Raw genomic sequence first — 25189 nt, 5'->3', positions numbered from 1 at the left:
ACCAGTTATAAAAAAAATCCAGTTTTTTTAGCTGGATTTTTTGTTTTATAAAGAAATTTTTGATTTTTGTTTAACGCAATGATATGAACTTTTTTAATTATTTATATAAGCTGTTAAACGAAGTTAGATGAAATTTTTTACAAAGTCAACTTTAGTGTTTATCAAAATCATCAATAGCAAAGGCTTGATTATATGAGGTATCATCAATGGTATTGTTTTTATAAGAGTCATAATAAACTATTAAATTCATACGATTACTTTTTAAGTTCTATGGCTTAAAATATTTTCTAACAACTTCATAAACTCATAAAAGTTATTTTGCCCAATCCTGACCTTCTGGTGTAATTCTCCAGTTAAAATAAGCATCCAAAACTTGCAGTGATTTTTCATTAGGAACAGGTGAGGCGCGCGGTTCGGCATCCAGATACAAGAGTTTTGAATTTTCGGTACTGAATTTTGGCCAATGCGGTAAATGGTCAGCATTGGGGTTGCCATACTTCGTGAAATTGGTCCAATAACTACTCATAGTTTCTGAAAGCGAGATATCAGATGCTGTGGTTTGAGGATTATTCTTATCCAAGGTCATGAACACATAGGGTATTTCACTACCGTGCGGAGAGCCATAACTGTACATGGGCGAATCTTTTGGGTAATCGGGATGTTGATCAAAATAATAGAGAAAAACATTTGAATTTCCCGTTTGAGCCTGTAAACGTGCCCATGTCCATGAGTGCCAGCCAAAAGCAGCGGCACTTGTTAAATCCCGTGCCGTTTTTGGTACCGTTTTTTCTCCCACAGGATAGGCAGATAGTAATGTGTCCGCGAATTTACCATAGCGTTGATGAACTCTGGTAATATGTTCTTCTGGTGTTTTTGAAGTTAAGAAAAATGCACATTCATCGGAGTTATAGCCAACGAGCACATCCACATCGTTATATTCACCTTTTTGGTAGAGCTTGTATTGATTGTCCGGTATTACATAACCATCAACATTTGGCCATGCACCGCCCATTCCTGGTTCAATAGGTAGTTCTTCTACTTTAAGTTTTCGCAATTCAGCGATAGACGACAAACCTGCTTTTTGTAAGAAATCCTTACCGGTTATCTCTTCCTGTTGTAATGTTTTCATGTTTTCTCCTGGATAATTTGTTGGTCGGGTTGGTCCAAATGAGCCGCCACTTTGAGAAATAGCGCCTCGGAACAAACCTTTCGCTAAAGGCGATGCACATAGCATACTTACCGAAATTCCTCCGGCAGATTCACCAAAAATAGTCACTTTATCAGGATTGCCACCAAAAGCGGCAATGTTGTTTTGTACCCATTCCAGGCCGGCAATTTGGTCGAGTAACCCATAATTCCCAGAAACGTTGTTTGGGTTTTCTGCACTTAATTCGGGATGAGCAAGAAAGCCCAGTTTTCCAACTCTGTATGCAATGCTTACCACCACAACACCTTTTTTGGCTAAATGCTCGCCGGTACATATGGGTTCAGCAGCTGAACCAAAGCTAAAACCACCACCATAAATCCAAACCAATACAGGTAAGTTTTCGTCAGGCGATTGTGCTGGAGTCCATACATTCAAGTAAAGACAATCTTCACTCTTCCCTGCTGGTGGATTTCCAAGTTGATATGGCGATGCCGCGAATTCGGTGGTGTTTTTTACGCCTTCCCATGTATTGACTGGTTGTGGGGCTTTCCATCGTAATTCATTAACCGGAGGTGCAGCAAACGGAATGCCTTTAAAAACGGTCAAATTGTTTTCTTTTATTCCTTGAACCGAACCGCCTTCAACGTTAACGACATCAATGGATTTTTGCGAGCACGATGTTATGAACCATAAACATAAAAATGAGATAACTATTCTTTGTATTTTCATTTTCTTTTAAAATTTAAACATTAAAGTACTTTCCATACCTGAATGGATATGTAACCATTCATTCCAACAGGTTTGCAAATAAAAATGGCATTGTTTAACCAAGCGTATTTTGAGTCTATTGGTGCTTCAAATTTGGGAGCAGCTCTAAAATATACTTCAGATAATGCTTCTTTGGGTGTATAAATCAATCCGGTATTCTGTACTTGAATTAAAACATTGTCATCTGTTTTAATCGTGTAAATAGCATTTAGTTCGGTGCGTTGCCCATTCATGCTTACATATTGGTAATCGGCACCCCCTTTTAGAACCCTTCCTTTTATACCGGGACCTTCAAAAGTGCCGCCTGAAATGGGAATTATTATGCGTTTTCCATGAGGGGTTTCTCCCAATTCTATTGGCTGGTCGATAGTTACTTTTAATTCGAAGGCAAACTCCAGCTCGGGTACCGTAAATTCTTGGGATATGCATTGAGCAACAATCATAAAGGTAAATAAAGGAATAACCAGCTTTTTTTTGGTTAACCCTAATAGGTTGATTGCACACCTAAATTTCATTACTGCACTATACATATTTTTTAAGACTTTATTTGTTAAAATGTTTTGACTTCATGGTCCAGCCCTTATAGTTTTGGAGATTACCTTCTATAAATACATCGGAATGGTCTTTTCCTTTAAACTGCCAATCGAGCCAATCAAGTGCCATATTAGCAAACGAACCTCCAAACTCTTCGGCAAATGTACCGCCGTGCCCAGCCGTTTCGTGATTGGCAAAAGCCACCGGAACCTTGTCAATTCTATCATAATCAAGAATAGCATTTGCATAAGCAATATCTGATTCGCCCCCAATAATGTAGACGATTTTTCCATGAAGGTTTTCTAATGATTTTGTACTTGCCCCAGCCATGGTCATGTCTCCCATGCCCGCATTAAATATCATGTATGTTTTAATCCGAATGTCGTTTGCAACTCTTAGTGTTTGAGCTCCTCCACAAGATTGTCCACCTGCCGCTATTTTATCCAAGTCAACGTTCTTGTAATAATCACTGCTTTTGAATTTTGCCTGCTCTGTAACCCAATCAATGGCTTTTAGTAACTCATCATCCGGGGTATGCTCATGGATGCGTTCCTCAACAGTCATTTGTAATTTACCAATGGCAATTATGATGTAGCCGTGAGAGGCCACTTCTGAAAGTAGCCGTTCGTGGTGAATGGATGAATTCATACATCCTCCATTGGCCCAAACTAATATGGGGAGTTTGCCTTCCTTTTTTACGGCTTCATTTATATTTTTGGGGCGGTACACCACAAAATCTGGAAGTGATTTTTCGGTTATGGCAATGGCTTTATAATTACCGCTACTTCCATTATCAATAATTTTGGTTTTCACGGCTTGGGCATAACTTATATTAAGTGTGAATAACAAGGTCTGCGCAATTAAAAAAAATGTTTTCATCTAAATTATTTATAGTTATTTGTAGGAAATATTTAGTTTTTAAAGGAATTATCATTACTCCATAATTTGATATTTTGTGTTAAAATTTAACGGTTGGCCATTCTGCTCTGTCCCATTCAATTTCTTTAATCACTAATTTTGAATGCCCCTTATCATCTTTGTCGTATCCATGTGCGACAAAATATGTTTTACCATCAAAATCATAAACGGCACAATGGCCTATGCCTGCAAACTCTTCATTTTCTTCGGCCACAAGTGTTCCTCCTCCCGCATACATGGGTTTTCCTTCCTTATCAAAATAAGGACCTCGTATGTCACGAGAACGACCCACTAGCGTTTTATAAGTGCTATCCAATCCTCTACAGCAGTAGTCTGTTGATACAAATAGGTAATAATATTGATGTCTTTTGTAAATAAAAGGTGCTTCTATTGTGCCATCACCCGGGTCTGTATCTGGCATACCAAAAGTTCTTTCTTGTTTAGCAATAGTGTACCATTCCTGAGGTTCAGCCAAGGCTGTCATGGTAGAGTCCAATTTTACTAGTTTTAAACCGCCCCAAAATGAGCCAAATGATAACCAACCGGTGACTTTACCTCCCCATTTTTTTTCGAAAACAACATTGGCATCAATGGCATTCCAAAAATCACGCCCGGGAATGGACTGAACAATCATGCCGTGGTCTGTCCATTTATAATCAGGGCTGTTTTGGTCTAAAGTTTTATTGGTCATCACGCCAATGGCCGAAGTGTTTTTTGCAAATGCTGAGGGTGAATAATACAAATAATAAGTACCATCCAAATACTGAATGTCTGGAGCCCAATAACCTCTGCGATAGTTAGGAATGATATCCTCTGTAACCCATTCCAGTTTACTTGGTACGGGATCAATTCTTGTCCAATTCTCAAGGTCTGTGCTTTTTGCCATGCCTCCACCTGTAGTAAATAAATAGAATGTATTGTCTTCTTTTATCATAACAGGGTCATGTGCTGTAAATCCTTTTGAATCATCGGGTTTCCAGTTTGTTTGTGCGATAGCTAATGCGCTACATAGTGTCAATAATAAGCTGAAAGTATGCTTTAGTTTCATTCTAAATACGTTTTTTATGGTTTCAAATATTTATCAAAGAATTTTTCAAGCGCGGGATCGGTTACTTCCAATTGCCCATTGTAGGCGATACCATGATCGCCTTCCATCTCTAGGTACTCCAAAGTGGTGTCACCAGCGGCTTTCATTTTTTCTACAAAATCACGAGTCCGTTCAGGCAATACAATAGGGTCTTCAGTACCCTGAATAAGTAACATGGGCGGATGATTGTCAGCTATATAGCCAATGGGCCACCATTCTTTTTTTGCCATGGGAACATCACGTCCCAATTCGGTTGGAGGCGAACCAGCACCAGCTACAGTTACTTTACTAGAGTATTCATCCCAGCCACCATCGCCTTCCAATCCATTAGTTTTATTGGTCATTGCAAGCATGAGCGAGAGATGTGCGCCAGCGGAATGGCCATAGCTGCCTATACGGTCAGGGTCAACATTTAATTCGTCGGCGTGGGCACGTAGCCAACGCACGGCACATTTTACATCTTCGATACATGCTGGAAACTCCGCTTCGCCAGTAAGTCTATATTCTACGTTGATGGTCACGTAGCCTTTCTGTGCGTAGGCGACCATCATTTTCTGATAAACATCGACCGATTTCGAACCAAAACGCCATCCACCACCATGAACGATAACTAATGCTGGGCGCAACTCGCTCCCAAAATTTTCAGGCATGGCTAAATCTAGCTTCCAACTATCGCTTTCACCTTCACGATACGGTATATCCTTTGTTACGGTGATGGTTTTATAGTTGGAAGTAAAGCTTTCGTCATCGGCTGTATCCGCTGCTTTTTCTACTTTTTGTGCGCAAGCCATAATTGACAATACCAAAAGCATCGTCAGGCATATTGATTTATATATTTTTCTCATGACTAAATTATTAAGATTATAAGATTGTTTTTAAATAATTCATTACTGTATTACATATTGATTGGGTGAGCCGGGTGTTGGTGTACCACTAGACACTTGGTCTCCTTTTTTATATACTCGTGATAAAGATCTAGAAAATGTAATTCCTGAACCGACTGCTTCTTCCCCAACATTGTGTTGGTTGGAGACAGGTTTGGAGACTGTTACAAAAGTTTGTGGTCCATCGCCAGTTCTAGGTCGCCACCAAAATCTACGTAAGTCAGTAGTTGATTCAATAACAACAGTTTCTTGATTTGAGCCATTACCCAATGTAATTGTCTGACCAGCACTAAAGCCCTCGATACTTTCAACAGGGATAATAGTATCACCTGCTTTAACATTCGCATTAATTAATGTACCTCCAGCTGAACCAAGAAGCGTTATTTTGGCTATTTCATAATCATCGATTCCAACAACAACTTTTTGTCCTATTCTAAAACCGTCTACACTGCTTACCTTTATATTATTACTGCCCACTTTGGAAGGCAGTGTAAGTGATATGGTATTATGCAGTTTAAAATCATTACAGTTGCTATCGTTATCGGTTCCATCAGGATAACGCCCCACACTTCTCATCGGTAAGCTGGAAGGCGTCGTGTTTCTTCTGCTTGTTCCTCCTTCCATGGCAGGTGACTCTGTATAGCAACCCAATTCACCAGCACCTGATATGGCATGATAACCCTCAGAAGCCCATGGGTCAACTATTTCGCCATAGTTAAGTCCATCAACAACATGGCCATCAGCATTGCGCAAAACCATATTTCCAGCCACAAAGGAAAGTGCTGGACCACCAAAATATTGGTCTGGTTTAACAGAACCCTGATAACCAGAAGTTTTAACTTTTACATTTATAACTACATCATTGATAGCATGAGCTTTAGACAAAGGCTGGTCGAGTGTAACTGCAAAGCAAAGCGGTAATACAGGTTCGTTACTCGAATGTTCAAATCGGGTAGCCGGTTCAAAGCTGATACCTGTACCCCAAACACTAAAAGGCATATTATAGGAGTGGTCAAATTTTAATGGCTCTGCCAAATCCAGTCCTGTTCCTACATCATCATCTTCTCTAGTTAATGGGCCATTAAAACTGTTACGAGACGATGCTGTTCCAACTTTTGTTACTGTAACCCACTCAATTCCATGTCCTTCGCTATCAATGTCCAGTCTTATTTTGTCGCCCACAGAGATGTCTTTTACAGAAGACACCTTGATATTAGTATCTCCAGTTTTGGCGTCTACAGACAACCAAGCTTGAGTACCACGTTTTCCTACTTCAGTTACGGTGACTACTTCGTATTTTTCAATATCACGAGCCACTGCAGGATACGTGGCGCCATATCCAATAGCCATTTTTTGTCCCACTTCAAAATTGTCAACACTTTCAACTGGTATACTGGTTGAGCCTTTGGGAATGGTAATTACCGGTCCTTCAGGTAAGGGTTGCCAAACGGTAGTAGGTGTGCCTGGGTCGAGTGGTCGACGATAGCCATATGTCGCCCAAAAATTTCTTGTAGTTTCAGGTTCTACTTTTTCAGGGGGATTTGAAATAGCTTTAATCTTTCTGGTTTCCTTGTTTGCTCCAGTACCGATTACAATTTCATCACCTACCGACATTCCGATTGTGTTTCGCACGTATATTTCGGTTTCACCAATAGCTGCAGGTACTTCCAACCCTGAAGTCGATAAACCCAACAAATAATAATCGTTTGCACCAAGTTTAGTGCCTTTAGGTACTTCAATTGATGAAAAAACGGGTAACTCAGCTTGATGTTGTGTTAGCGACCAATTTGAAATATCTACTTCGTTTTCGCTTGCATTATATAATTCAATAAATGTATTCGTCAAATTTTCACCACTTCCGATGGCAAATTCATTAATTTTAATAGGGCTTACATTACGCACTTTTTCAATAGCTGTCTCGGTTTGAGTTATACCATTAGCTGCGTTTGTCCATTTTGCTACACCTACAATATCACCATTGAGCGTTTTAGAACCTGATTTTACATTAAAAACAGCACTTACGGTCTGACCTGGTTGAATTTGGGAGGTAAATGTTTGTACAGCTTTGTCAGTACCTAAAACAACTGTTTTCCAATCAGAAGGAGCATCAATACTAATTTGAAGATTATTGACCGCTGTTTGAGTGGTGTTTGTGAATGTAACCGTTGTATTTTGGGAAGTATTTGGTGCAAAAGTTTGCAACCCTGGTGGTGTATTGACGGCAGATGAAGGCGCAATACTTACTTGTGCCACAGCATAAGAAGCTTTAACAATATTGGCCTGAATTTTTTGATTTGCATCCGCAGATGGATACGTTCCAGCAGCCGTCATAGCAGCTTCATAGAATGTTCCCTGGGAATAATTGTTGTTGTCACCACCATTACCGAGTACAATGGCTCCTTGTTTGCGCATTGGGTTGTAACTGCTTTTATCATCCGGAAATTTATCATTAATAATACGCCCACCATCGTACATCGTATATAAATCACCTCCTTGTGCATCTCCTCCCATGGATCTCCAGTGGCCTGGTTTTCCATCAGCAGTAGCGGTTACGAAGCGCCATGAAATACTGGGAAGGTCTTTACAATATTTATCATTGGGGTCAGGGTTAACACAACCTACCAGATTGTTTTCCTGATCGGTCATAATCCATGGCCCTCCGCCTTGACCATAATACCAAAAACGTGCATTACCGTAATAGGTAGACTCCATGGTGCCATCGCCATCATCACGACTATCTGTTTCTACATTACCATAATTAAAACAGCAACCATCATTAAAATGGTGGCCATTGATTACCCAATATTGACCTTCTGCTTGATCATCTACAGCCGTACCTTTTGGGTCATTCCAGCGTAGCCCCATATCAGGAGCAATAAAAATACCATATACCTTGTGCCCCATAAGGGTAACAGGGGCCATATCTGCCATGGGTACATTATTAAAACCGCCCATAGCTGGTCCGATAAACGCTCCACGAGGTGCTTGTTCAAGATGGTTTTCCATGCCAGATTGGTCATAAAGTTTTGTAATCCAACAGTAAGTGTCAGAACAGAATTCATCTTGAGCTACTGCATCGGCATATCCTCCAGGATCTCCTTCACTTGGTTGAACTACCCCAATATCCAAGGTCTTGCCATCCGACTTACGCATCACTTGATAAAGCGGGCCGTTATAATCGGCGTATAATGCTCTTGTACTACTATGCGCTGCCACGCACGGGCAGTCGTCTTCCGCGTAAATGTCACAAGGCCCCTGAGGTCTTGGTGGGATATCGTTTGTTTCCACGGTTGTCATTGACATGATTATTATTGCGGTTGCTGGTATGCACAACATCAATAATAGGGCGATTTTTAATCGTTTATTAGTCTTCATTGCTTTTAGGATGGTGTTGGTTTAGTTTTTTATTAAAATAGTCTTGTGGACGGAAAAGTGCTCAGAAATTCAATGAGTTCTTTATCATGATTGTAAATTATTTCGCAATTGTTGTCAAAAATCATAGTGTCACCGTCATCTGAGTTATAAGGTGCCCATTTTGGTAATTTTTCAGTGTTCGGATTACCGGTTTTAACAAAATTAATCCAAGCCGAACTAATTTTATCGGCCAAAATATAAGCTTCTTTCGTGCCTCCAGTCATGGTACGAGCCATTTCGATATTATTGAACATAAAAGGAAGCTCCATGCCATGGCAAGCGCCAAGGCTACCATCATTTACTGGCGATTTCCAAGTAAATAAATACATGTAGGCCGGAGCGCCCCCTTGCTTACTTTTAGCCGCAGCCTGTTTTAATACGCCAGACCTGAAAAAGATGTCAAATCCTAGCATTTCGTGTGGCTCGGTAGAATTGGGGTATGCCTTTCTGTAAAGTTCGATGTATTTGTCGACGTTTTCTTTTCCAAAGCGTTCAGCAATAATATCACGTACTTCACTTAATGTTTTTTTGGTAATTAGGTTTCTATTGAAATAGGTAAATTCGTTGAGGTCGCTTCCCATGAGCATGGCAACATCTTTTGAAAACGGTGCTGGTTCTGGATCAAAAGGATTTTGCACGATAAATTTACCATCTACAGTTGGACTGTAACCAATTCTGAAGTTTTGTCCAGATGATTTTTGTTCAGTTGATTTTAATACTCTGGTGGCGATGCTTCCTGCTTCAAGCAGTTCTTCATATGAAAAATTATCTAGTTTTTCTGTATTGTTTGGTGTTACAGCTAGTGCCGCCGCATATGCCTTACCAAAGGCAGTAGCGTTCTCTTGAGGTTGAAGCTTCACTGTAGACCCACTTTGTACAATCGCCCTTTTAAAGAGACCTGCAGCAGAGGGCATGGCCATAAGCGTGGAAACTTTACCGCCGCCACCAGACTGTCCGTTGATGGTAACTGTATTGGGGTCTCCTCCAAAATTTGAAATATTGTCCCGCACCCATTCAAGAGCAGCTACAATATCCTGCATCCCAAGATTTACTGAATCGGAATATTTGTCACCAAGAAAGCTCAGGTCAACATAGCCCAATGCGTTGAGTCTGTGATTAATTGAGACGACTACAATGTCACCTTTTTCTGCCAAGGGACGGCCATCGAAAAAAGGAAGTTGGTTGGCGGATCCCGCAAAGTAACCCCCGCCGTGAATCCAAACCCAAACAGGTCGTTTTTTACCGTCATTAATGCCTTTACTCCAAACATTTAAAACGAACGACTCTTGCTCATCCATAGGTTCTCTATTAAAAAGAAACCCGAAATTGAATTCTCCTTGACCCTCCCAATCTTGTGCAGTGGGTTGCATGGCCTGTGGGCCAAAAATTTGGCAAAGTTTTGTGCCTTCCCAGTTATCGGGGGCTTTAGGAGGCATAAAGCGTTCGGCCTGTGCATAAGGAATTCCTTTAAAGGCGAATATGCCATCGTCAATATATCCTCTAACCTTGCCATATTTGGTAGTAACGACAGCAATATTTTCACCTGCCTCTATGGGGCCTTTTTGAGTTTGTCCCGATGCGAACATCACTACGGAGAAACATAAAATACCTGTAAATAAAGCTTTGATTTTTTTCATTTTAGTTTAATTAGAAAAGGTTCAATTTGTTTAGTTTGTCCTTAAAAATAGTAAATTAAATTAAATAAGTGTGTTTTGTACACTTAAAAATTTTTCTATGAACATCCAAGAAGGTGTTTTTTGGTAATTAATTGTTTGATAGAAAATTATAAGAGGGGAGAAATGGATTGTTTTAAATACACACTGCTAAGAATAGGTGAAATAAATACCATTAAATGTCAGGATTCAAAATGTAGATTTGTTCACTTTACCTAATTTAAGGACAGAAATCTCAGTTGTTCATCGCAAGTTCATTAATAAGTTATGGTAATTCCTTATTTTCGTATTTCTCTACAGAAATTATAATATTACTTATGAAGAAATTTATAAAAACCGAAGTCAAGTTTCGAATGTTTTTTTGCATCATAGTATTTTTGTCTTTAAATATTGCAGCTAATGCTCAAGAAGACAGAGTCAAAATTGCTTGCATAGGAAATAGCATCACGCAAGGTTCTCACTTAGAAAATCCAGCTGAAGATTGTTATCCGACTCAATTAAGAGAAATGCTTTTTAAAACTTATGGTGATACTTGTGTAGTTAATAACTATGGATTATCTGGACGGAATATGTTAAAAAATGGGCCCAACCCGATATGGAAAGAACCTAAATTTCACCAAGCCTTAAAATGGGCTCCCGACATATGCTTTATTTTACTTGGAACAAATGATAGCCCACCTGATTTATGGGCCGATTTAGGAGATGAGTTTCTAACAGATTATCTATCGATGATTGATACTTTGAAATCCCGTAACCCGAGCATGAAATTTATTATGGGTTCTCCACCGCCAATTTGGAAGGGGCACCGCTACGGAGGTGATACATGGGGTAAGAAACACAATGATAGTATTATGGTTAACAGTATTATTCCAAAAATTGAAACGGTATCTGAAAAAACAAATGCTATTTTAATTGATTTCCATACACCCTTTGTTGACAGAGTTGAACTTTTTCCAGATTACTTGCATCCTAATCCTGTTGGCGCAAACCAAATCGCAAAATTAATTTTGGAGGTAATCAGCAAAAATGATATGATACATGAAGTTGAAAAATCGAAATCATCTGATAATAATATTGATAAAAAGCAAGACGCGCCGCATCAAGATTAATGGTTCAATATTTAATATCTAAATCCTACTGACCAGCCATTCCCTAAACTCATAAAAGTTTTGCGGAGCCACACCGTGGCCAACGGGAAATTCCGAATACTGATGCTTAATGTTTAGGCTATCCAAAAAAGGAGCTGTCAATCGTGCCCAATTTACTGGAATAACTTGGTCGGCACTACCGTGGGAACAATAAAAATCTAAATGCGAATAATTTTGTGTTTCTATATCTTCGGGAATAATATCTTTATTAATATACCCACTTAAAGCTACAATGTTTTTAACTTTTTCTGGGTAATTCAGTGCCACGGCATAACTTAAAATACTCCCTTGACTAAAGCCTAAAAGGGTAACATTATTTTTGTTAACGGGGTAGGTAGCTACCACTTCGTCAATAAACTTGGCTATTAAATCCCTGGATTTTTTGGCTTGTTCGTTATCATTCCATTTACCTTTTTCAGCATCAAAATTAATAGCGTACCAAGCATTTCCAAAAGGTTGCATAGCGTATGGAGCCTTGGCCGAAATGATAAAAAGCTCTTCGGGTAATTCTGAGGCAAAGGAAAATAAATCATTTTCATCGCTGCCATAACCATGAAACATAATCAATAATGGCGCATTTTCGGCCAATGAAGATTTTCGGGTAATATGTTCTAATGAAAATGAAGTCTCTGCCATATCTAAACGCCAATGTTTGCAAATATTTTTTGATAAAAGGGACCAAGCAGCGGCACTTCATTTGTTTTCTTTGCAATAGCTCCAGTAAAACCATAAATAAAAAGTACGGCAAAAAACAGGTAAAAGGCCGAGGTGACCATCCAACTATCAAAACTGCCAACGGGGTAACCCAAAGCCCAAAATGTGAGCCATAAGCCTAGCGATTGCCTAATGTGAAAACTGGCAAATGCACTTTTGTTTTTTTCTTCGTTATTCAAAAAATAGGCGATAATAACACCTATTATGGTTATATAAGTTATTATAGCGTTTGTACGTCCTCTCTCAATATCTTGTTCCGTCATATTCTTTAAGCATTTAAAACCACTTTATTATTCGACACAATGCCGTAAACTTTTCCTTTTAAAGGTTCATTTTCAAAAATGGCATTTTTCGATTTTGAAACGATATCGTTTTTAATAAAAGTTGATTTTTCATTAGGATTGAAAAGCGTTATATCAGCTTTGCTTCCAATAGAAATGGACGTTGATTCCAATCCGAATCGTGTTTTTCCTTTTGTTAAGATATCGATGGTTTTTTTTAGAGTAAATATATTTTGAAGTGCTCCAAAAGCACTTTCCAGTCCAATCGTGCCATATTCGGCATGGTCAAACTCAATTTTCTTTTGTTCAATATCAATAGGGTTGTGGTCGCTCGTTACCATATCAATAGTACCGTCTTTAACGCCTTCAATTAAAGCATCTAAGTCGGGTTGCATGCGCAATGGGGGCAATACTTTAAAGTGCGTATTGAAATCGCTTAAAGCATCATCTGTAAAATACAGGTTGTGAACAGCAACGCTACACGTAACATCCAATTTTTTCTTTTTGGCTTCCCGAATAAGTGCCACTGAAGTTGCAGTTGAAATCGTTGGGATATGTAATTTTCCACCTGTATATTCCAATAAAAATAAGTCGCGAGCCACCTGAAGCTCTTCCGCTAAAGCTGGAATACCTTTTAAGCCAAGTTTTGTGCTGTTTACATTTTCATTAACCACACCTTTGCCTGCAATTTTGTTTTCCTGCGGAAAAGAGCATACCAAACCATCAAAATTACTGGCGTATTGCAGGGCAATTTTCATGAGGTTGGGGTTAGAAATTGGTTTTTTATAATCGTAAAAGGCTTTGGCTCCAGCCGTATTCATATCAAAAAGTTCAGCAAGGTCTTCACCTTGGCTTTTAACCGTTAAAGCACCAATAGGCAACAGGTTTACCGCATGGCCTTGGGCTTTCGATTTTAAAAAGGTAATATCAGAATTCGAATCAATTACTGGATTAGTATTAGCATTTACGGCAACAGAGGTAAACCCAGAAAAAGCTGCAGTTTTAAGTCCGTTTTGTATGGTCTCGCGTTCTTCAAAACCAGGTTCTCCAAAGCTCACGCTGCTATCAAACCAACCTGACGAAATATGGAGGTTTTCAAAATGAATCTCCTTTTGGTTTTTCGGGTTTTTTATGCTTTTGGCTATTTGGGTAATCGTGCCTTTTTCAATTAAAATATCTTGAGTAGTGTTATGAAACTCGCTTTTGGAATCTATAATTGTGGCCGATTTTATAAGTATGTTCATTTAAAGAATTTTAATATGAGCATTTCAATAAGCAGTAAAGCTAGTGCAAAAATAACAAACCATTTCCATAGCGCGTTAACTTTTGAGTCACTTTTTAAAGTATCAAAAATTTGGGTGATGGAATCGCTTACAGTTATATTTTCTAAAGCCGATAGGCCTCGATAGCTTAAATCACTTTCGTTTCTGTTGTAGTTGTAACTTACGTTTTTGATGGTTTCGTTTTTGTTTTTGATGGCGTAAATCCCTGATATTATAGGAGTTTCTGAGGTGTTAACTACCACCTTGTTATTGAAATATTGTTGTTTTGGGATAATGCTTGTGCCGTTTTTTTCCAAAGATAAAACCGCATCTTGCTGCATTTGGGTTTCAACATCAAAGGTGTTTTCGTTTCCAATGGTGTAATACAAAGCTGGGATTTTTAAACTTTGTTTCCCAATATTATAAAGCGTTGGAACGATAAGCGGTGAATTTTGAAAGCTAGAGTTTTCTCGGTTTAATGCCGAAGTAAACACGTAAACATTCTGATTTTGACCAAGGAACGGCTTTCCATCTTCATACTGTAAAACTGATGCCATATTGTTTGAAACCAAATTATAAAAACTATTCGCTTTCGGGTATTGAAAATTTTTCACTTGTTTTTCAAACACACCATGGCTGAACAACGGATGGTCGTAGTTGATGGTGGTTACCCGTTTTTCGGTTGGATTAAAGTTTGCAAATCCGTTTTCGTAATTTACCAAAAACTGATTATAAGACTCAATATTAGCTTCATTTGAAGGGATGATAAGAACAATGCCATCTTGATTGGTAAATTGTTTTAAGGCAGCGGAAAGCGATACAGGAATGTCTTTCAATTCATTTAAAACAATGAGATGTTGCGAATCGATGAGGTTGTAATTTAACTGATTTGTTGTGGTGGACAAATAATTAAATTCATCGTTGGTGTAAATGCGTTCTAAAAACGAATCGTCTGTGGCATTAACTACCAAAACATTAATTGTTGAAACTTCATTGATGTTAAAAAACAATGTATTATCGAATTGCAAATGGGCATCGTTGATCCTGATTTTCCCGTTGATAACTTCGTTTGCTGGGATTGAAAACGAAGTTTCTGCGGTACCTTTAATAGCCATAGATGTTTTGGCAATTAAGTTATCGTTGTCAAATAATGAAACGGGCAAATTGTCAACAGCAGTACCACTATTTTTTAGAATAACATTTAATTCGATGGCATTTGCTGTGGTTTTTGAAATATAGGCACTGTCAATTGAAATGTTGTTAGTGTTTACCGGCTCAAGTTTAACTAAATTAATATTGGTCAACGAATCGGTTTTTGTGTTTAAGTCGCCATTATTTTCTTGAAAATCTGATATGAAAACCAAGTTTTTCAGCACCCCTCTTTTCTTGCTGAATACACTCTGGCTCTTTAATAAAGCTGCTTCGGTAGTCAGTTTATTGGATGAATAATCCAATTGCAACAAATCGTTTTTTATCGCTTTTATCGAAGTGTTTTTAAAGCTGTTATTATTGGTTATTAGAGAAATGTTTTCAGTCTCAGGAGCATTGGTAATCAAATCTTGAACAGCACGCTTTAGCAATTCGCCTTGTTGGCCTTTGGCTTGCATACTAAACGAATTGTCCAAATATATTACGGTTTCTTTTTCGTTTTTAAACGAATTGTTTTTTGCAGTAAATGGTTGGGCAAAAGCAAAAACCAAAGCAGCCAAAAGCAACATCCTTGTAATTAGGACGAGCCACTTTTTTATCTGCGAGCTTTTGCGCGTTTGCATGGTGGCTTCTTTTAAAAAGGCCACATTGGTAAAATCTACTTTTTGAAACTTTCGAAGCTGAAATAAATGAACAATAATAGGAATGAGCAGTAAAAATAAAGCGTAAAGAAGTTCGGGGTGTTTAAACTGCATATTTTATTAGATTAAGCAAACGTACATAATTTTTTTGAGTTATTATTTATGTTCAAAATGATTATTGTTTTATTGATATGAAGAAGTGTTGCTTACTTTATAATTTTTATAATATTGGGATAAAAGTTTCTGGTTTTTCCATTCTTGGTTTTTATGGCAAATAAAATAGGAAGAATAATGTTCACAACATAAAATATTCCCCAAATCATCAAAATACTCATTGGTGTTATGCTAAAGCCAATATTAAGATGCATAATCTTTAAAAGCACACCGATTATTAGGACAGAATAGCTTAGAAATGTCCAAGCAATTTGGAAGTTTAACAGATTGGCTCCTACACGTTTTAAATCAATTACCTTATCTTTTTTTGTTAACCATAAAATTAATGGTAAAATGATATTTCCCAAAGGAATAATTAAAAACACAAGTACTGAAAGGTAAAAATATATTAAAAAATTGTTGTCTGTTTGTTTACAATAATCCGCAAGATCTTCAATTTTCAGGTCTAAAGCTTCACAAATTAAATGAAGCGTTTTTCCTCTAGGTTCGTTCTCATTGTTTTCTATGCGTTGAATGGTTCTTAAGTTTACTTTTGCCACTTCGGCCAATTCTTCTTGAGACAATCCTTTTGTTTTTCTTAAGGTTTTAATTTTGTTTCCAATTTTGTTCATAATTAACTCAATTAATTTAGGGCAAATTTACTTGTGAAACCTCCTTTATGATAGCGGCTTTTTTGAGACATGTTTATGACATTTGTGCCAATCACTTTCTATTTAAGGGGTTTTAGGGTTCAACAAAAGAAAATATAATCATCAACAGGCTTTAAGTTTAAATCTTTTAAAAAGGCTCTTATTTCCTTTTGAGCATCTTTGTTTGCTACTGTTATGATACTTTGAGGTGCTTTTATTTTTGCTAGCTTTTCAAATGGTTGCATGGTTATTCCATAAATGTCTTTCCCTATTTTTTTTGGGTTATCGCAAATCCATTCAAAATTTATGTTTTTGTCAATTAAAATTTTGGCAATGATTTTACCCTTAGTTCCTGCGCCCCAAATGGTCAAGGTTTTATTTGGGTTGAAATCAATGTCTAAAAAATGATTGATTTTTAATTGGGCAAAATGGTTTTCAGCATAATGTACGTGCGTTCTAGAGGTACGCGTGCTGTAATCGCGCCATTGGTGCAACACTTCACTACAAGGAATAATCCTGTAGCCCTTTTTGTAAAACCTGAAAGTAAGGTCGTAATCTTCTGGATATATATTCGGATTGAAAGCATCGCAAACCAATAAATCTTCGCGATAAACCATCCAGCATGGCGACGGCACAACACATTCTTTATAGATATCATTATAGTTACTACCCACTATTGTGAGTTTGTTCAGCCAAGTTTCATAACTTTTGTAACCTGGTTTTACGCCACCTTCGGCAAAATATTTAACCAAACCCACAGCCACATGGTTTTTACCGTTTTCTAAAAGATTATTTGATAGCACCTCAATTTTGTTCGGCATCATAATGTCGTCGCTATCCATACGGGTAATAAAATCTCCAGTACTTTTTGAAAAAGCCAATTGAAGGGCATCAATAATGCCGCTACCTGTGTTTTTAAAAAGTTTAATCCTTGAATCGGTTTTAGCAAACTTATTGACCAAATTGTAACTCCCGTCAGAGGAGTGGTCATCAACCATTAAAAGTTCCCAATTTTGGTAGGTTTGTTCAATTACAGATTGAACACATTCCATCAAAAACCGTTCGGTATTCTTGAACGGTACTAAAATGCTGACTAAAGGCTCCCTCATGGTGCGAATTTAACAAAACCTTAAGAAAGGAGGCCGTAACATAATAGTATTTTGCGGGTCAATTTATAAACTTTAAAATCATCATAAATGAATTCTAAAACATTAATGGCTTTAATGACGGGTATTTTATTGGCGAGTTGTGGCTCTGCGAATAGAACAGGAAACGATTTGGCAACCAGTTTGCCAATAGAAGCGACCATAAACTTGTCAAATATTACTAACGATAAAGCACCAGTAACCATTAATCCTGGCCGGTTTACTGTAAAAACTGTGACATATCGGTTGCCAAGAGTGATTCAAGGAACCTACTCGGTAAGCAATTTTGGTAAATATGTGGATGAATTTAAAGCTTATGATTATTCAGGTAACCAAATGGAAGTTTCTAAAATAGATGATAACTCATGGGTTATTGAAAACGCCAAGAAGCTTGATAAAGTGACCTATTTTGTCAACGATACATACGATATTGAAGAAGAAGGTGGTATAGGTAAAGAGCAACCGTTTTCGCCGGCAGGAACGAATATTGAACCTAAAAACTATGTTTTGAATTTACATGGTTTTGTCGGGTATTTTGATTCGCTAAAAAGCAATCAATATAAATTGAATGTTACTGCAGATGCTGATTTTGCGCGTACTTCGGCATTACAGAATACTAACTCTAAAACCAGCGAAGACGGAAAATGGATAACGTCAACTTATATAGCGCCTCGTTATTTCGATATTACCGATAACCCCATGATGTACGGCAACTTAGATGTCGAAGAATTTCAGGTTGGCGATATTAAAATTGTTTTAAGTGTGTATTCGCCTAACCAAATGCATACAGCGGCGTCTTTAAAAGAAACGATTTATAAGATGATGCAAGCTCAAAAAGCATATTTGGGCGATATCAACGCAACACCTCGATATGATATTTATTTGTATTTGTCTGATGGCCAAGACGATTCTCCCAAAGGATATGGCGCATTGGAACACCACACATCAACCGTAGTAGTTTTACCAGAATTGATGGATGAGCAAGAATTGGCGGATGCTATGATTGATGTTGTGTCACACGAGTTTTTCCATATCGTTACGCCGTTAAGCGTTCATTCTGAAGACGTGCATTATTTTGATTATAACAATCCTACGTTTTCAAAACACCTATGGATGTACGAAGGGGTAACCGAATACTTTTCAACCTTGTTCCAAATAGATCAAGGTTTAGTTACAGAAGAAAAGTTTTATCATGAAATTTATAGTAAAATACAGGCTTCAAAGCAATTGAATGATGCGATGAGTTTTACCATAATGAGCGAAAATGTTTTAAAAGAGCCATACAAAGACCAATATCTAAATGTTTACCAAAAAGGGGCATTAATAGGAATGTGCATCGATATTATAATGCGAGAGGAAAGCAATGGACAACGGGGTATTTTATCACTGATGAAAGAACTTTCCAATAAATATGGAAAAAACAAACCCTTTGAGGATGATAAATTGATAAGCGAAATTACTGAGATGACTTATCCTTCAGTCGGAGAATTTTTAAACAGCTATGTTGCTGGCGATATTCCTATAAATTACAATGATTTCTTTGAAAAGGTTGGTTTAGAAGTAGGAGAAGGCAAGGTTGAAGCCAATTACATAGTGATGAATGGTGCACCTATTGTTAGTGGAGATGGCCAAAAAGGTATCATTTTTTTTACAGATAAAGTTTTGAAAAATAGTTTTTGGAAAGAACAAGGGGCACAACCTAACGACATTATAAAAAGTATTGATGGCACTGAAGTAACAATGCAAAACGCCAACCAAGTGTTACAACAAGTTTTTATGTGGAAACCTGGTCGTGATATTGAAGTAAAATTAGAACGCGATGGCGAGGAAGTACTCATAAAAACTACCACAACCCAAGGCTATACCGAAGGCGAAAGAATTATTGAAAACCCTAACGCCACAGAAAATCAAAAGGCATTAAGAAAAGCTTGGTTAAAAGGGTAAACACTTAAAAAGATAGTTAAGATTAACTAGAGCCTGATTTGAATAAAATCAGGCTTTTTGTTTTGTATTCAATAAAACTGTTTGTTCAGTAAATTAAGTCTTCAGTCGGTTTATCGGTTAGCGCTTTTAAAAAGGCTATAATATCTTGTTTTTCTTCTTCAGTAAGATTTAAAGGGGCCGGAGGTAGCGTTTGGTATTCCATTTCGATGCCCAATCCTGCAGCGCCACCAAGGTTGTAAAAATGAAGAACCTCATCAAGAGTTTGGTAAACACCGTTGTGCATGTAAGGGGATGTAAGTTCAATATTTCTAACCGTTGGTGTTTTAAAGAAATGCTTTCTTTCTTCGGTTTTATACAAATCATAACGCCCTAAATCATCATCAATTATTGCATTTATAGTATCTGTGGTTTCTGGTACTCCAATAAGCTCCATTTCCGATTCTTTAAAGCTTGTGGGAACAGTACCGTTAAATAATGGGGCAAAATGGCATGTGGCGCATTTGGCTTTCCCGTTAAACAAATTAAAACCATTAATCTCAGATTGCGTTAAAGTGTTTTCTAGGTTATTGATATTCCTGTCGAATTTTGAATCAAATGGAGATAAACTTCGTATAAAACTGGCAATGGCATGCCTAATATCATCTTGTTTTATTGAATCTTCAAAAACGGCTTTAAATGCTTCAGTGTATTTCGGGTTGCCCTTTATCGCTTTTTCAAAGGCATTCAAATCACTATGGAATTCATTTTCATTTTTTATAACAGACACAATTTGGCCTTCAAGACCGCCAGACCGATTGTCGTAAAAGAAGCCTTGTTGCAATCCTGCATAAAGAAGGGTAGGGCTGTTACGGGTAACGCCTTTTGAAATGGTTAATCCGTCGGTATATCCTTTTTCGGGAATGTGGCAAGTGGCACAGCTTATTTTTTTTGAAGCTGATAAATCCTTCTCAAAAAACAACATTTTTCCAAGATTTACTTTAGCTTCGGTAAGGCTATCGTTATAACCAGAAAAATGGATAAGGTTAAATGTGCTATTTGAAAATAACGAAGTGGTCTCGTTGTTTATCGCTTTTGAAAAGGGAAATGTAACGTTCCAATCGATAACTGTTTGGTTCCAAAGCTTTAAGTTTTTATGGGTGTGGTTTTTAATAAACGCATAGCGATTCAACTCGTTAAAATTGGCATTTAGGTCTTCTTTTGCTTTGTTAATGGCATCGGTCCATGCTTTAAAAAGTGCTTGGTTAGTAAATACCGATTTATAAATATGCAAATAGTTCTCCAAAGCCTGATATGTGTAATGGGCTTCTCTAAGCGATTGTTCTAAAGCAGGTGAATCAAAACCCGTAATTCCAGTTAGTGCCGTACGGATAATTTGATCCCTAACCATCCATAAAACATGATATGGTTTGATGTAGTTAAAGTTGAGGTTCTTTTTGATAAGTTGAAGCCGCTTTGATGTCTTTTGAGCGTGCTCTTTTATACTTTGTATATCTGGGTTTTCAGAAAATATTTCTTCCTCCAAAACCTGAAAACCAGTAGGGTGTTTTCTTTTTATATCGGTAGCATCTTCCTCTTCAACCTTTAAAATATTGGGCTGATTTAAAAACTTATAGTTTTCAGAATCTATAAAAGCCAATACGGGTTCGGCCTTTTTAAAATGTAAACGAGCACCTAAATAATACCTTTTATAATCTTCTTTTTGGTTTGTTTTTGAAATACTATCCAAATATGTAATACATTCCGTAAGTTCATTAGAAAATAGTTCCTTGAGCCTTTCATTTTTACTTTCAGATTTAGCTTGATATGAAGTTTGTTTTTCCTGTAAACAAGAACTCAATAACAGTGAAAAGAGGCCCATGAAAACATAAGCCCCTTTTATAGTTGTAATATTCATACGTAATTATCTCTTTAAACCTTTTACAACATATAGCATACTGCCTTCGTTTCTGTCTGTTGAAGGGTTGGCTAAAGGATCGGTAAACAATGGGTTGTTCCAACCATGGTTTTGTGTGATTAATAAGAAAGTACGGTTTACATCAGTAATTTCAGAAATATCAATCATACCAGTAATCTCCCAGTTTCTGCTTGTGGTGCCATATCCTAAAGATTCAGCGTATTCCTGGTTACATTCTAAAACGGTTTTAAGGCTTTTAGATTTGATGTCGTATTGGTACAATTGAGCGAAGTGACTCTTTTCTGGAGTATCGGGGTATCCATTAGGGTCTTCTTGAATATACACGTAATTTTCGGTTACAACAATATTGTCTGGACTATGGAATGCTTTCGCTTTTCCGTTTAAAATATCACCATCTAAAATACAAGTTATGGTTCCGTTAAGTGGATTGTTTTGATCAAGAACTACATGGTAAATCCTTCCGTAAAAAGTTCCTTTTCCTAATAAAGCATCTTTTTTTCTTCCGGTTACGGCAAAGAAAAACTCTCTGTTATTTTTGGCAGAACCTCTTCTCCAGTCAATATCTTCAACTCTTGAGAAGCCCATAATGCCTTTTGCTCTAGATTCTGCCTCGAGCTCATTTAAAGTTCTTTCGTTGTATTCTTCAAAAGTGATATCGTAAGACACATCTTCTTGCATATCCATTTCATAATTGATGCCATCGGTTAATACTTTTAAGCCGTAAAGATTTCCGCCGTGTAAATCACCTTGGTTACCAACGTACATGGCTAGTTGACCAGAAGGTAAATTGTTATCGCTCGTATCATCTCCAATAAGAGCAATAGTTTTTCCTTGGAATGCATTTTTGTGCATAACCACGGCGTTCTCAACAGACCATTGCCCTAGTGCTGGTAGTGTTTCTGCTATTGAAGCATCAGCAGCATCTTTGTAAGGGTCTGTTACGAAAACAGCTTTTGAAGCACCGCCCCACTCACCACCAGATAGGTATAATGGACCAAAACCATGCTCTTCGGGTGTAATTAAAGAACCAGAACACTGTGCCGTGCGCGCTGTAGCTTCAGCATTTAGAATATACTCGCCAGCTATAGGTTTAAAAGTTTCGTCCAATGTTATTCTAGCTATAGAATAATCGGCTTCGATGTTATTAATTAAAGTATAAGTACCATTATTATTCTTTAATAAACCAGCTCCATCGGCCATACTTCCGTAAACAAAATCTGGAGTATCTGATAATTGGTCTTCTGAAGATAAAAGGGTAGTTACTTTTAAGTTTTTAAATTCAGGCTTTAATTCTAAAAGGTTAGGGGTAACAGAATGGTCTTTTAGAACAATAGACTTCTTTCCATTATTGTTACCTGGCTCAACAAAGTCTTTTATATCACATGATGTTAATGCTGCACATGTAAAAAGACTTAGTAAAATTGATTTTTTCATTTTTGAAATTTTAGGATTAGTTAAATATTAATACCCCAAAATTATGTGCAAATGGTTTCCAAAAGGTTAGCTTAAGTTTGGCTTTAAATGAAGGTTTGGTTAATTGAAAGTTAACTATGTAAATTTAAGTGTGCTATTTAAAATCAATCTATTTAAAATTTTTCGAAAACTCCCAAGCCAAACAGGGCAAAATCGTATTTAACAGGGTCTGAAGCATCGAATTTCCTTAATGAGGTGTCTAATTCCAGTAAGGCTTTGGCGTCATTTTGTTTTCGTTTTAATAGCCCCAATTTACGGGCTACATTGCCGGAATGTACATCTAATGGACAAGACAACTGTGCGGGCAATAGAGTTTTCCAAATACCGAAATCTACACCTGTATTGTTAGGTCGTACCATCCAACGTAAAAACATGTTAATTTGTATAATTAATACGATGTAATTATTTGTTCCTTACACTACTATTTCAGATTTCATAATACGATATGAAGGTTCTGCTATTAGCCAATATTTAGAAAAATCTTATTACTTTTAAGCTAATTCAAAATTAACATAAATGAAAAAGCAACTTTTCGTCATAGCTTTCCTAACAACAATAACTATATACTCACAAGAATTAGGGAAGGATAAGGATTCTACGCTTGTTAATCAAAGAGAATCAATACTTTTAGCAAAAAAGAAAGATTCATTAAAATTTGAATTATATAAGAAGAAAAGCGATTCAATAAAAAAGGAAAAAGCAAAACAAGGAGTTAAGGATAAAAAGAATTTCGGGAAATTTAAATTATACCCTACTAATAATATGTATAATTTTATCAAATTAGATACTTCAAGTGGAGAAATAACAATAGTTCAATGGAGTCTCGATTCAAAAAAAAGATTTGAATACGGTTACATTAATACTGCATATCTAGATTTATTAGATAGGGAGGGAATTGATTTTTCCTGGAATGACTATGAAAGACCCATTGGAAGGTTTGTGCTTCAACCCACTACAAACAATTGGACATTTATTCTTTTGGATACATTTAAAGGAACTACTTATCAGGTTCAGTGGGGATTTGAAGCTAATGAAAGGTGGGCTAAAAAAATAGAATGAAACACCACCACATTAGATAAAATTACAGATGTCAAATTATGATGTGATAAAACCTAATTAGTCCAGGTTATAGATATGTTTTTAAGTATAAATAATACGGCAATAAATTAATTAAATATTTTTAGCTCGTCTTTGGCTACACGTACAGGCATTTTATGTTGATTAAAAAATCTATCAAAATATTCATTAAACTTTTCGCCTTGCTCTAAGAAATTTGGGTATTCATTTTCAAAACGTCCATATTTAGCATGACCTTCACCGAAAAGAGCTGGGTCTACTTTACCGTTACAACCAACAATGCAGATTTTTTACATTATAATTCCAATGTTATTTAGTTTTGCTTACATGATATTATGATTTATATTATATAGATATAATTTTAAATCCAAACAAGATGAATCAACTAGATAATAAACTAATGAATTTTAGAAGATTTATTGAAGATGAAGCTAATACCAAATCATTAAATAATTTATATATAATGACTTCTGTTATAAATACTTACTATGAATTTATCGCTCAAGCATATAATGAAAACTTGAATACAAGAAATAATCATAAAAATAATTTGGATACGATATTAAAAGATGGGAGAATCACTCAGTCACAATTTGATGTAATGAATGAAACAAGAATAGTAAGAAATAAAATTTTGCATAATTTATCTTATCTAGTTACAGCACAGGATGTAATTGAATTTCATAACAATTGTTTGCCAAATAAGAACCCTCAATTTTTGGCACCAGAACAAGTTGAAAACTCCTTATTAAATGCTATAATTAATGGATATTGTATAATTGACAATCAACTTTATTCGGATTTATGGCGCCAACTAGGTAGACCATAATACCCATTGGTTTTAGTACTGATTATATGGCAGTGTTTCTAAGAATAATTGGTCAAATCTGTATATGTCAAAAACAAAATATTTCATAAATTGTGAAAATCTATCATATATATTATACAATGGCTAAAACTCTCAACCTAACAATTAGTAAATTCTTCTTGAAAACATTGGCAAAGTCAGTTATGATTTCTTTGGTAATTATACTATTAGCTATGCAATTTGGAAAATATGATACAACCGAATATAGCCTTTATGTATATCAGTTTGATTATTTATTTGAACAAAACATATATGTTGATAAATATCCAATGACTTTTGGTGAAAAACTGGCATTTCAACTGAATCACATATTTTTATATGAAGGAATTATTACTCTTGGAATT

Annotated in this window: 19 protein-coding genes and 1 pseudogene; 4 read left to right on the top strand and 16 right to left on the bottom strand. The window is 36.7% G+C overall.

Annotation, left to right across the window (positions count from 1 at the left end):
- Positions 1-313 precede the first annotated feature (313 nt).
- The 7 genes from ACIEHO_RS09250 to ACIEHO_RS09220 all read right to left on the bottom strand — a co-directional run bounded on the left by ACIEHO_RS09250 (position 314) and on the right by ACIEHO_RS09220 (position 10389).
- Positions 314-1876, bottom strand: a complete 1563-nt coding sequence (locus tag ACIEHO_RS09250) for a carboxylesterase/lipase family protein (protein WP_406970936.1) — start codon at positions 1874-1876, stop codon at positions 314-316.
- A 20-nt stretch (positions 1877-1896) separates the two neighbouring features.
- Positions 1897-2445 (bottom strand): DUF3237 domain-containing protein, encoded by a 549-nt coding sequence (locus ACIEHO_RS09245; RefSeq protein WP_406970934.1) that lies wholly within the window; start codon positions 2443-2445, stop codon positions 1897-1899.
- 13 nt (positions 2446-2458) lie between these two features.
- Entirely contained in the window at positions 2459-3328 is an 870-nt protein-coding gene (locus ACIEHO_RS09240; RefSeq protein ID WP_406970932.1) for an alpha/beta hydrolase family protein, read from the bottom strand.
- 79 nt (positions 3329-3407) lie between these two features.
- Entirely contained in the window at positions 3408-4415 is a 1008-nt protein-coding gene (locus tag ACIEHO_RS09235) for an arabinan endo-1,5-alpha-L-arabinosidase (RefSeq protein ID WP_406970930.1), read from the bottom strand.
- Between the two features lie 14 nt (positions 4416-4429).
- Positions 4430-5299, bottom strand: a complete 870-nt coding sequence (locus tag ACIEHO_RS09230; RefSeq protein ID WP_406970928.1) for an alpha/beta hydrolase fold domain-containing protein — start codon at positions 5297-5299, stop codon at positions 4430-4432.
- A gap of 42 nt (positions 5300-5341) precedes the next feature.
- Positions 5342-8713: an arabinofuranosidase catalytic domain-containing protein gene (locus ACIEHO_RS09225; protein ID WP_406970926.1), complete on the bottom strand. Its 3372-nt coding sequence runs from the start codon at positions 8711-8713 to the stop codon at positions 5342-5344.
- Between the two features lie 32 nt (positions 8714-8745).
- Positions 8746-10389 carry a carboxylesterase/lipase family protein gene (locus ACIEHO_RS09220; RefSeq protein WP_406970924.1) on the bottom strand — a complete coding sequence of 548 codons (1644 nt, stop codon included), beginning with the start codon at positions 10387-10389 and terminating at the stop codon, positions 8746-8748.
- Between the two features lie 353 nt (positions 10390-10742).
- Here ACIEHO_RS09220 and ACIEHO_RS09215 point away from each other — a divergent pair, with 353 nt between their 5' ends.
- Positions 10743-11534: a GDSL-type esterase/lipase family protein gene (locus tag ACIEHO_RS09215; RefSeq protein ID WP_406970922.1), complete on the top strand. Its 792-nt coding sequence runs from the start codon at positions 10743-10745 to the stop codon at positions 11532-11534.
- Between the two features lie 18 nt (positions 11535-11552).
- Here the strand turns inward: ACIEHO_RS09215 and ACIEHO_RS09210 are convergent, their stop codons facing one another.
- The 6 genes from ACIEHO_RS09210 to ACIEHO_RS09185 form a co-directional block, all read right to left on the bottom strand.
- A complete protein-coding gene (locus tag ACIEHO_RS09210; RefSeq protein ID WP_406970920.1) occupies positions 11553-12209 on the bottom strand; it encodes an alpha/beta hydrolase in 657 nt (218 codons plus the stop codon).
- A 2-nt stretch (positions 12210-12211) separates the two neighbouring features.
- Positions 12212-12550 (bottom strand): hypothetical protein, encoded by a 339-nt coding sequence (locus tag ACIEHO_RS09205; RefSeq protein ID WP_406970918.1) that lies wholly within the window; start codon positions 12548-12550, stop codon positions 12212-12214.
- 5 nt (positions 12551-12555) lie between these two features.
- The gene (locus tag ACIEHO_RS09200; RefSeq protein ID WP_406970916.1) at positions 12556-13812 is read right to left on the bottom strand and encodes a dihydroorotase; all 1257 of its coding nucleotides are present in this window, start codon (positions 13810-13812) and stop codon (positions 12556-12558) included.
- A complete protein-coding gene (locus ACIEHO_RS09195) occupies positions 13809-15734 on the bottom strand; it encodes a vWA domain-containing protein (protein ID WP_406970914.1) in 1926 nt (641 codons plus the stop codon). Before ACIEHO_RS09195 ends, ACIEHO_RS09200 begins: the two co-directional genes overlap by 4 nt.
- Positions 15735-15826: 92 nt before the next feature.
- Positions 15827-16405: a DUF4870 domain-containing protein gene (locus ACIEHO_RS09190; RefSeq protein ID WP_406970912.1), complete on the bottom strand. Its 579-nt coding sequence runs from the start codon at positions 16403-16405 to the stop codon at positions 15827-15829.
- Between the two features lie 119 nt (positions 16406-16524).
- Positions 16525-17532, bottom strand: a complete 1008-nt coding sequence (locus ACIEHO_RS09185; protein WP_406970910.1) for a glycosyltransferase family 2 protein — start codon at positions 17530-17532, stop codon at positions 16525-16527.
- 87 nt (positions 17533-17619) lie between these two features.
- Between ACIEHO_RS09185 and ACIEHO_RS09180 the strand changes: the two genes are divergently transcribed.
- Positions 17620-19512: a M61 family metallopeptidase gene (locus ACIEHO_RS09180; protein ID WP_406970908.1), complete on the top strand. Its 1893-nt coding sequence runs from the start codon at positions 17620-17622 to the stop codon at positions 19510-19512.
- A gap of 85 nt (positions 19513-19597) precedes the next feature.
- Here ACIEHO_RS09180 and ACIEHO_RS09175 read toward each other — a convergent pair whose 3' ends face one another.
- From ACIEHO_RS09175 to ACIEHO_RS09165, 3 genes and pseudogenes are all read right to left on the bottom strand, one after another.
- Complete coding sequence (locus tag ACIEHO_RS09175; RefSeq protein WP_406970906.1) at positions 19598-21370, bottom strand: cytochrome-c peroxidase; 1773 nt, start codon at positions 21368-21370, stop codon at positions 19598-19600.
- A gap of 42 nt (positions 21371-21412) precedes the next feature.
- On the bottom strand, positions 21413-22861 hold the full coding sequence (locus ACIEHO_RS09170; RefSeq protein WP_406970904.1) for a PhoX family protein: 1449 nt from the start codon (positions 22859-22861) through the stop codon (positions 21413-21415).
- A gap of 152 nt (positions 22862-23013) precedes the next feature.
- A pseudogene (locus ACIEHO_RS09165) lies at positions 23014-23283 on the bottom strand (DUF2400 family protein); the annotation flags it as partial.
- A 133-nt stretch (positions 23284-23416) separates the two neighbouring features.
- Between ACIEHO_RS09165 and ACIEHO_RS09160 the strand changes: the two are divergent.
- Complete coding sequence (locus tag ACIEHO_RS09160; RefSeq protein WP_406970902.1) at positions 23417-23959, top strand: hypothetical protein; 543 nt, start codon at positions 23417-23419, stop codon at positions 23957-23959.
- Positions 23960-24353: 394 nt separating this feature from the next.
- Positions 24354-24806, top strand: coding sequence for a hypothetical protein (locus ACIEHO_RS09155; RefSeq protein WP_406970900.1), 453 nt, complete (start codon positions 24354-24356; stop codon positions 24804-24806).
- Positions 24807-25189 lie beyond the last annotated feature (383 nt).

This window comes from Flavisericum labens (assembly GCF_045446075.1).
Taxonomy (GTDB): Bacteria; Bacteroidota; Bacteroidia; order Flavobacteriales; family Flavobacteriaceae; genus Flavisericum; species Flavisericum labens.
Note: the sequence above shows the minus strand (reverse complement) of the source record. Positions and strands in the feature narration are given on the sequence as shown.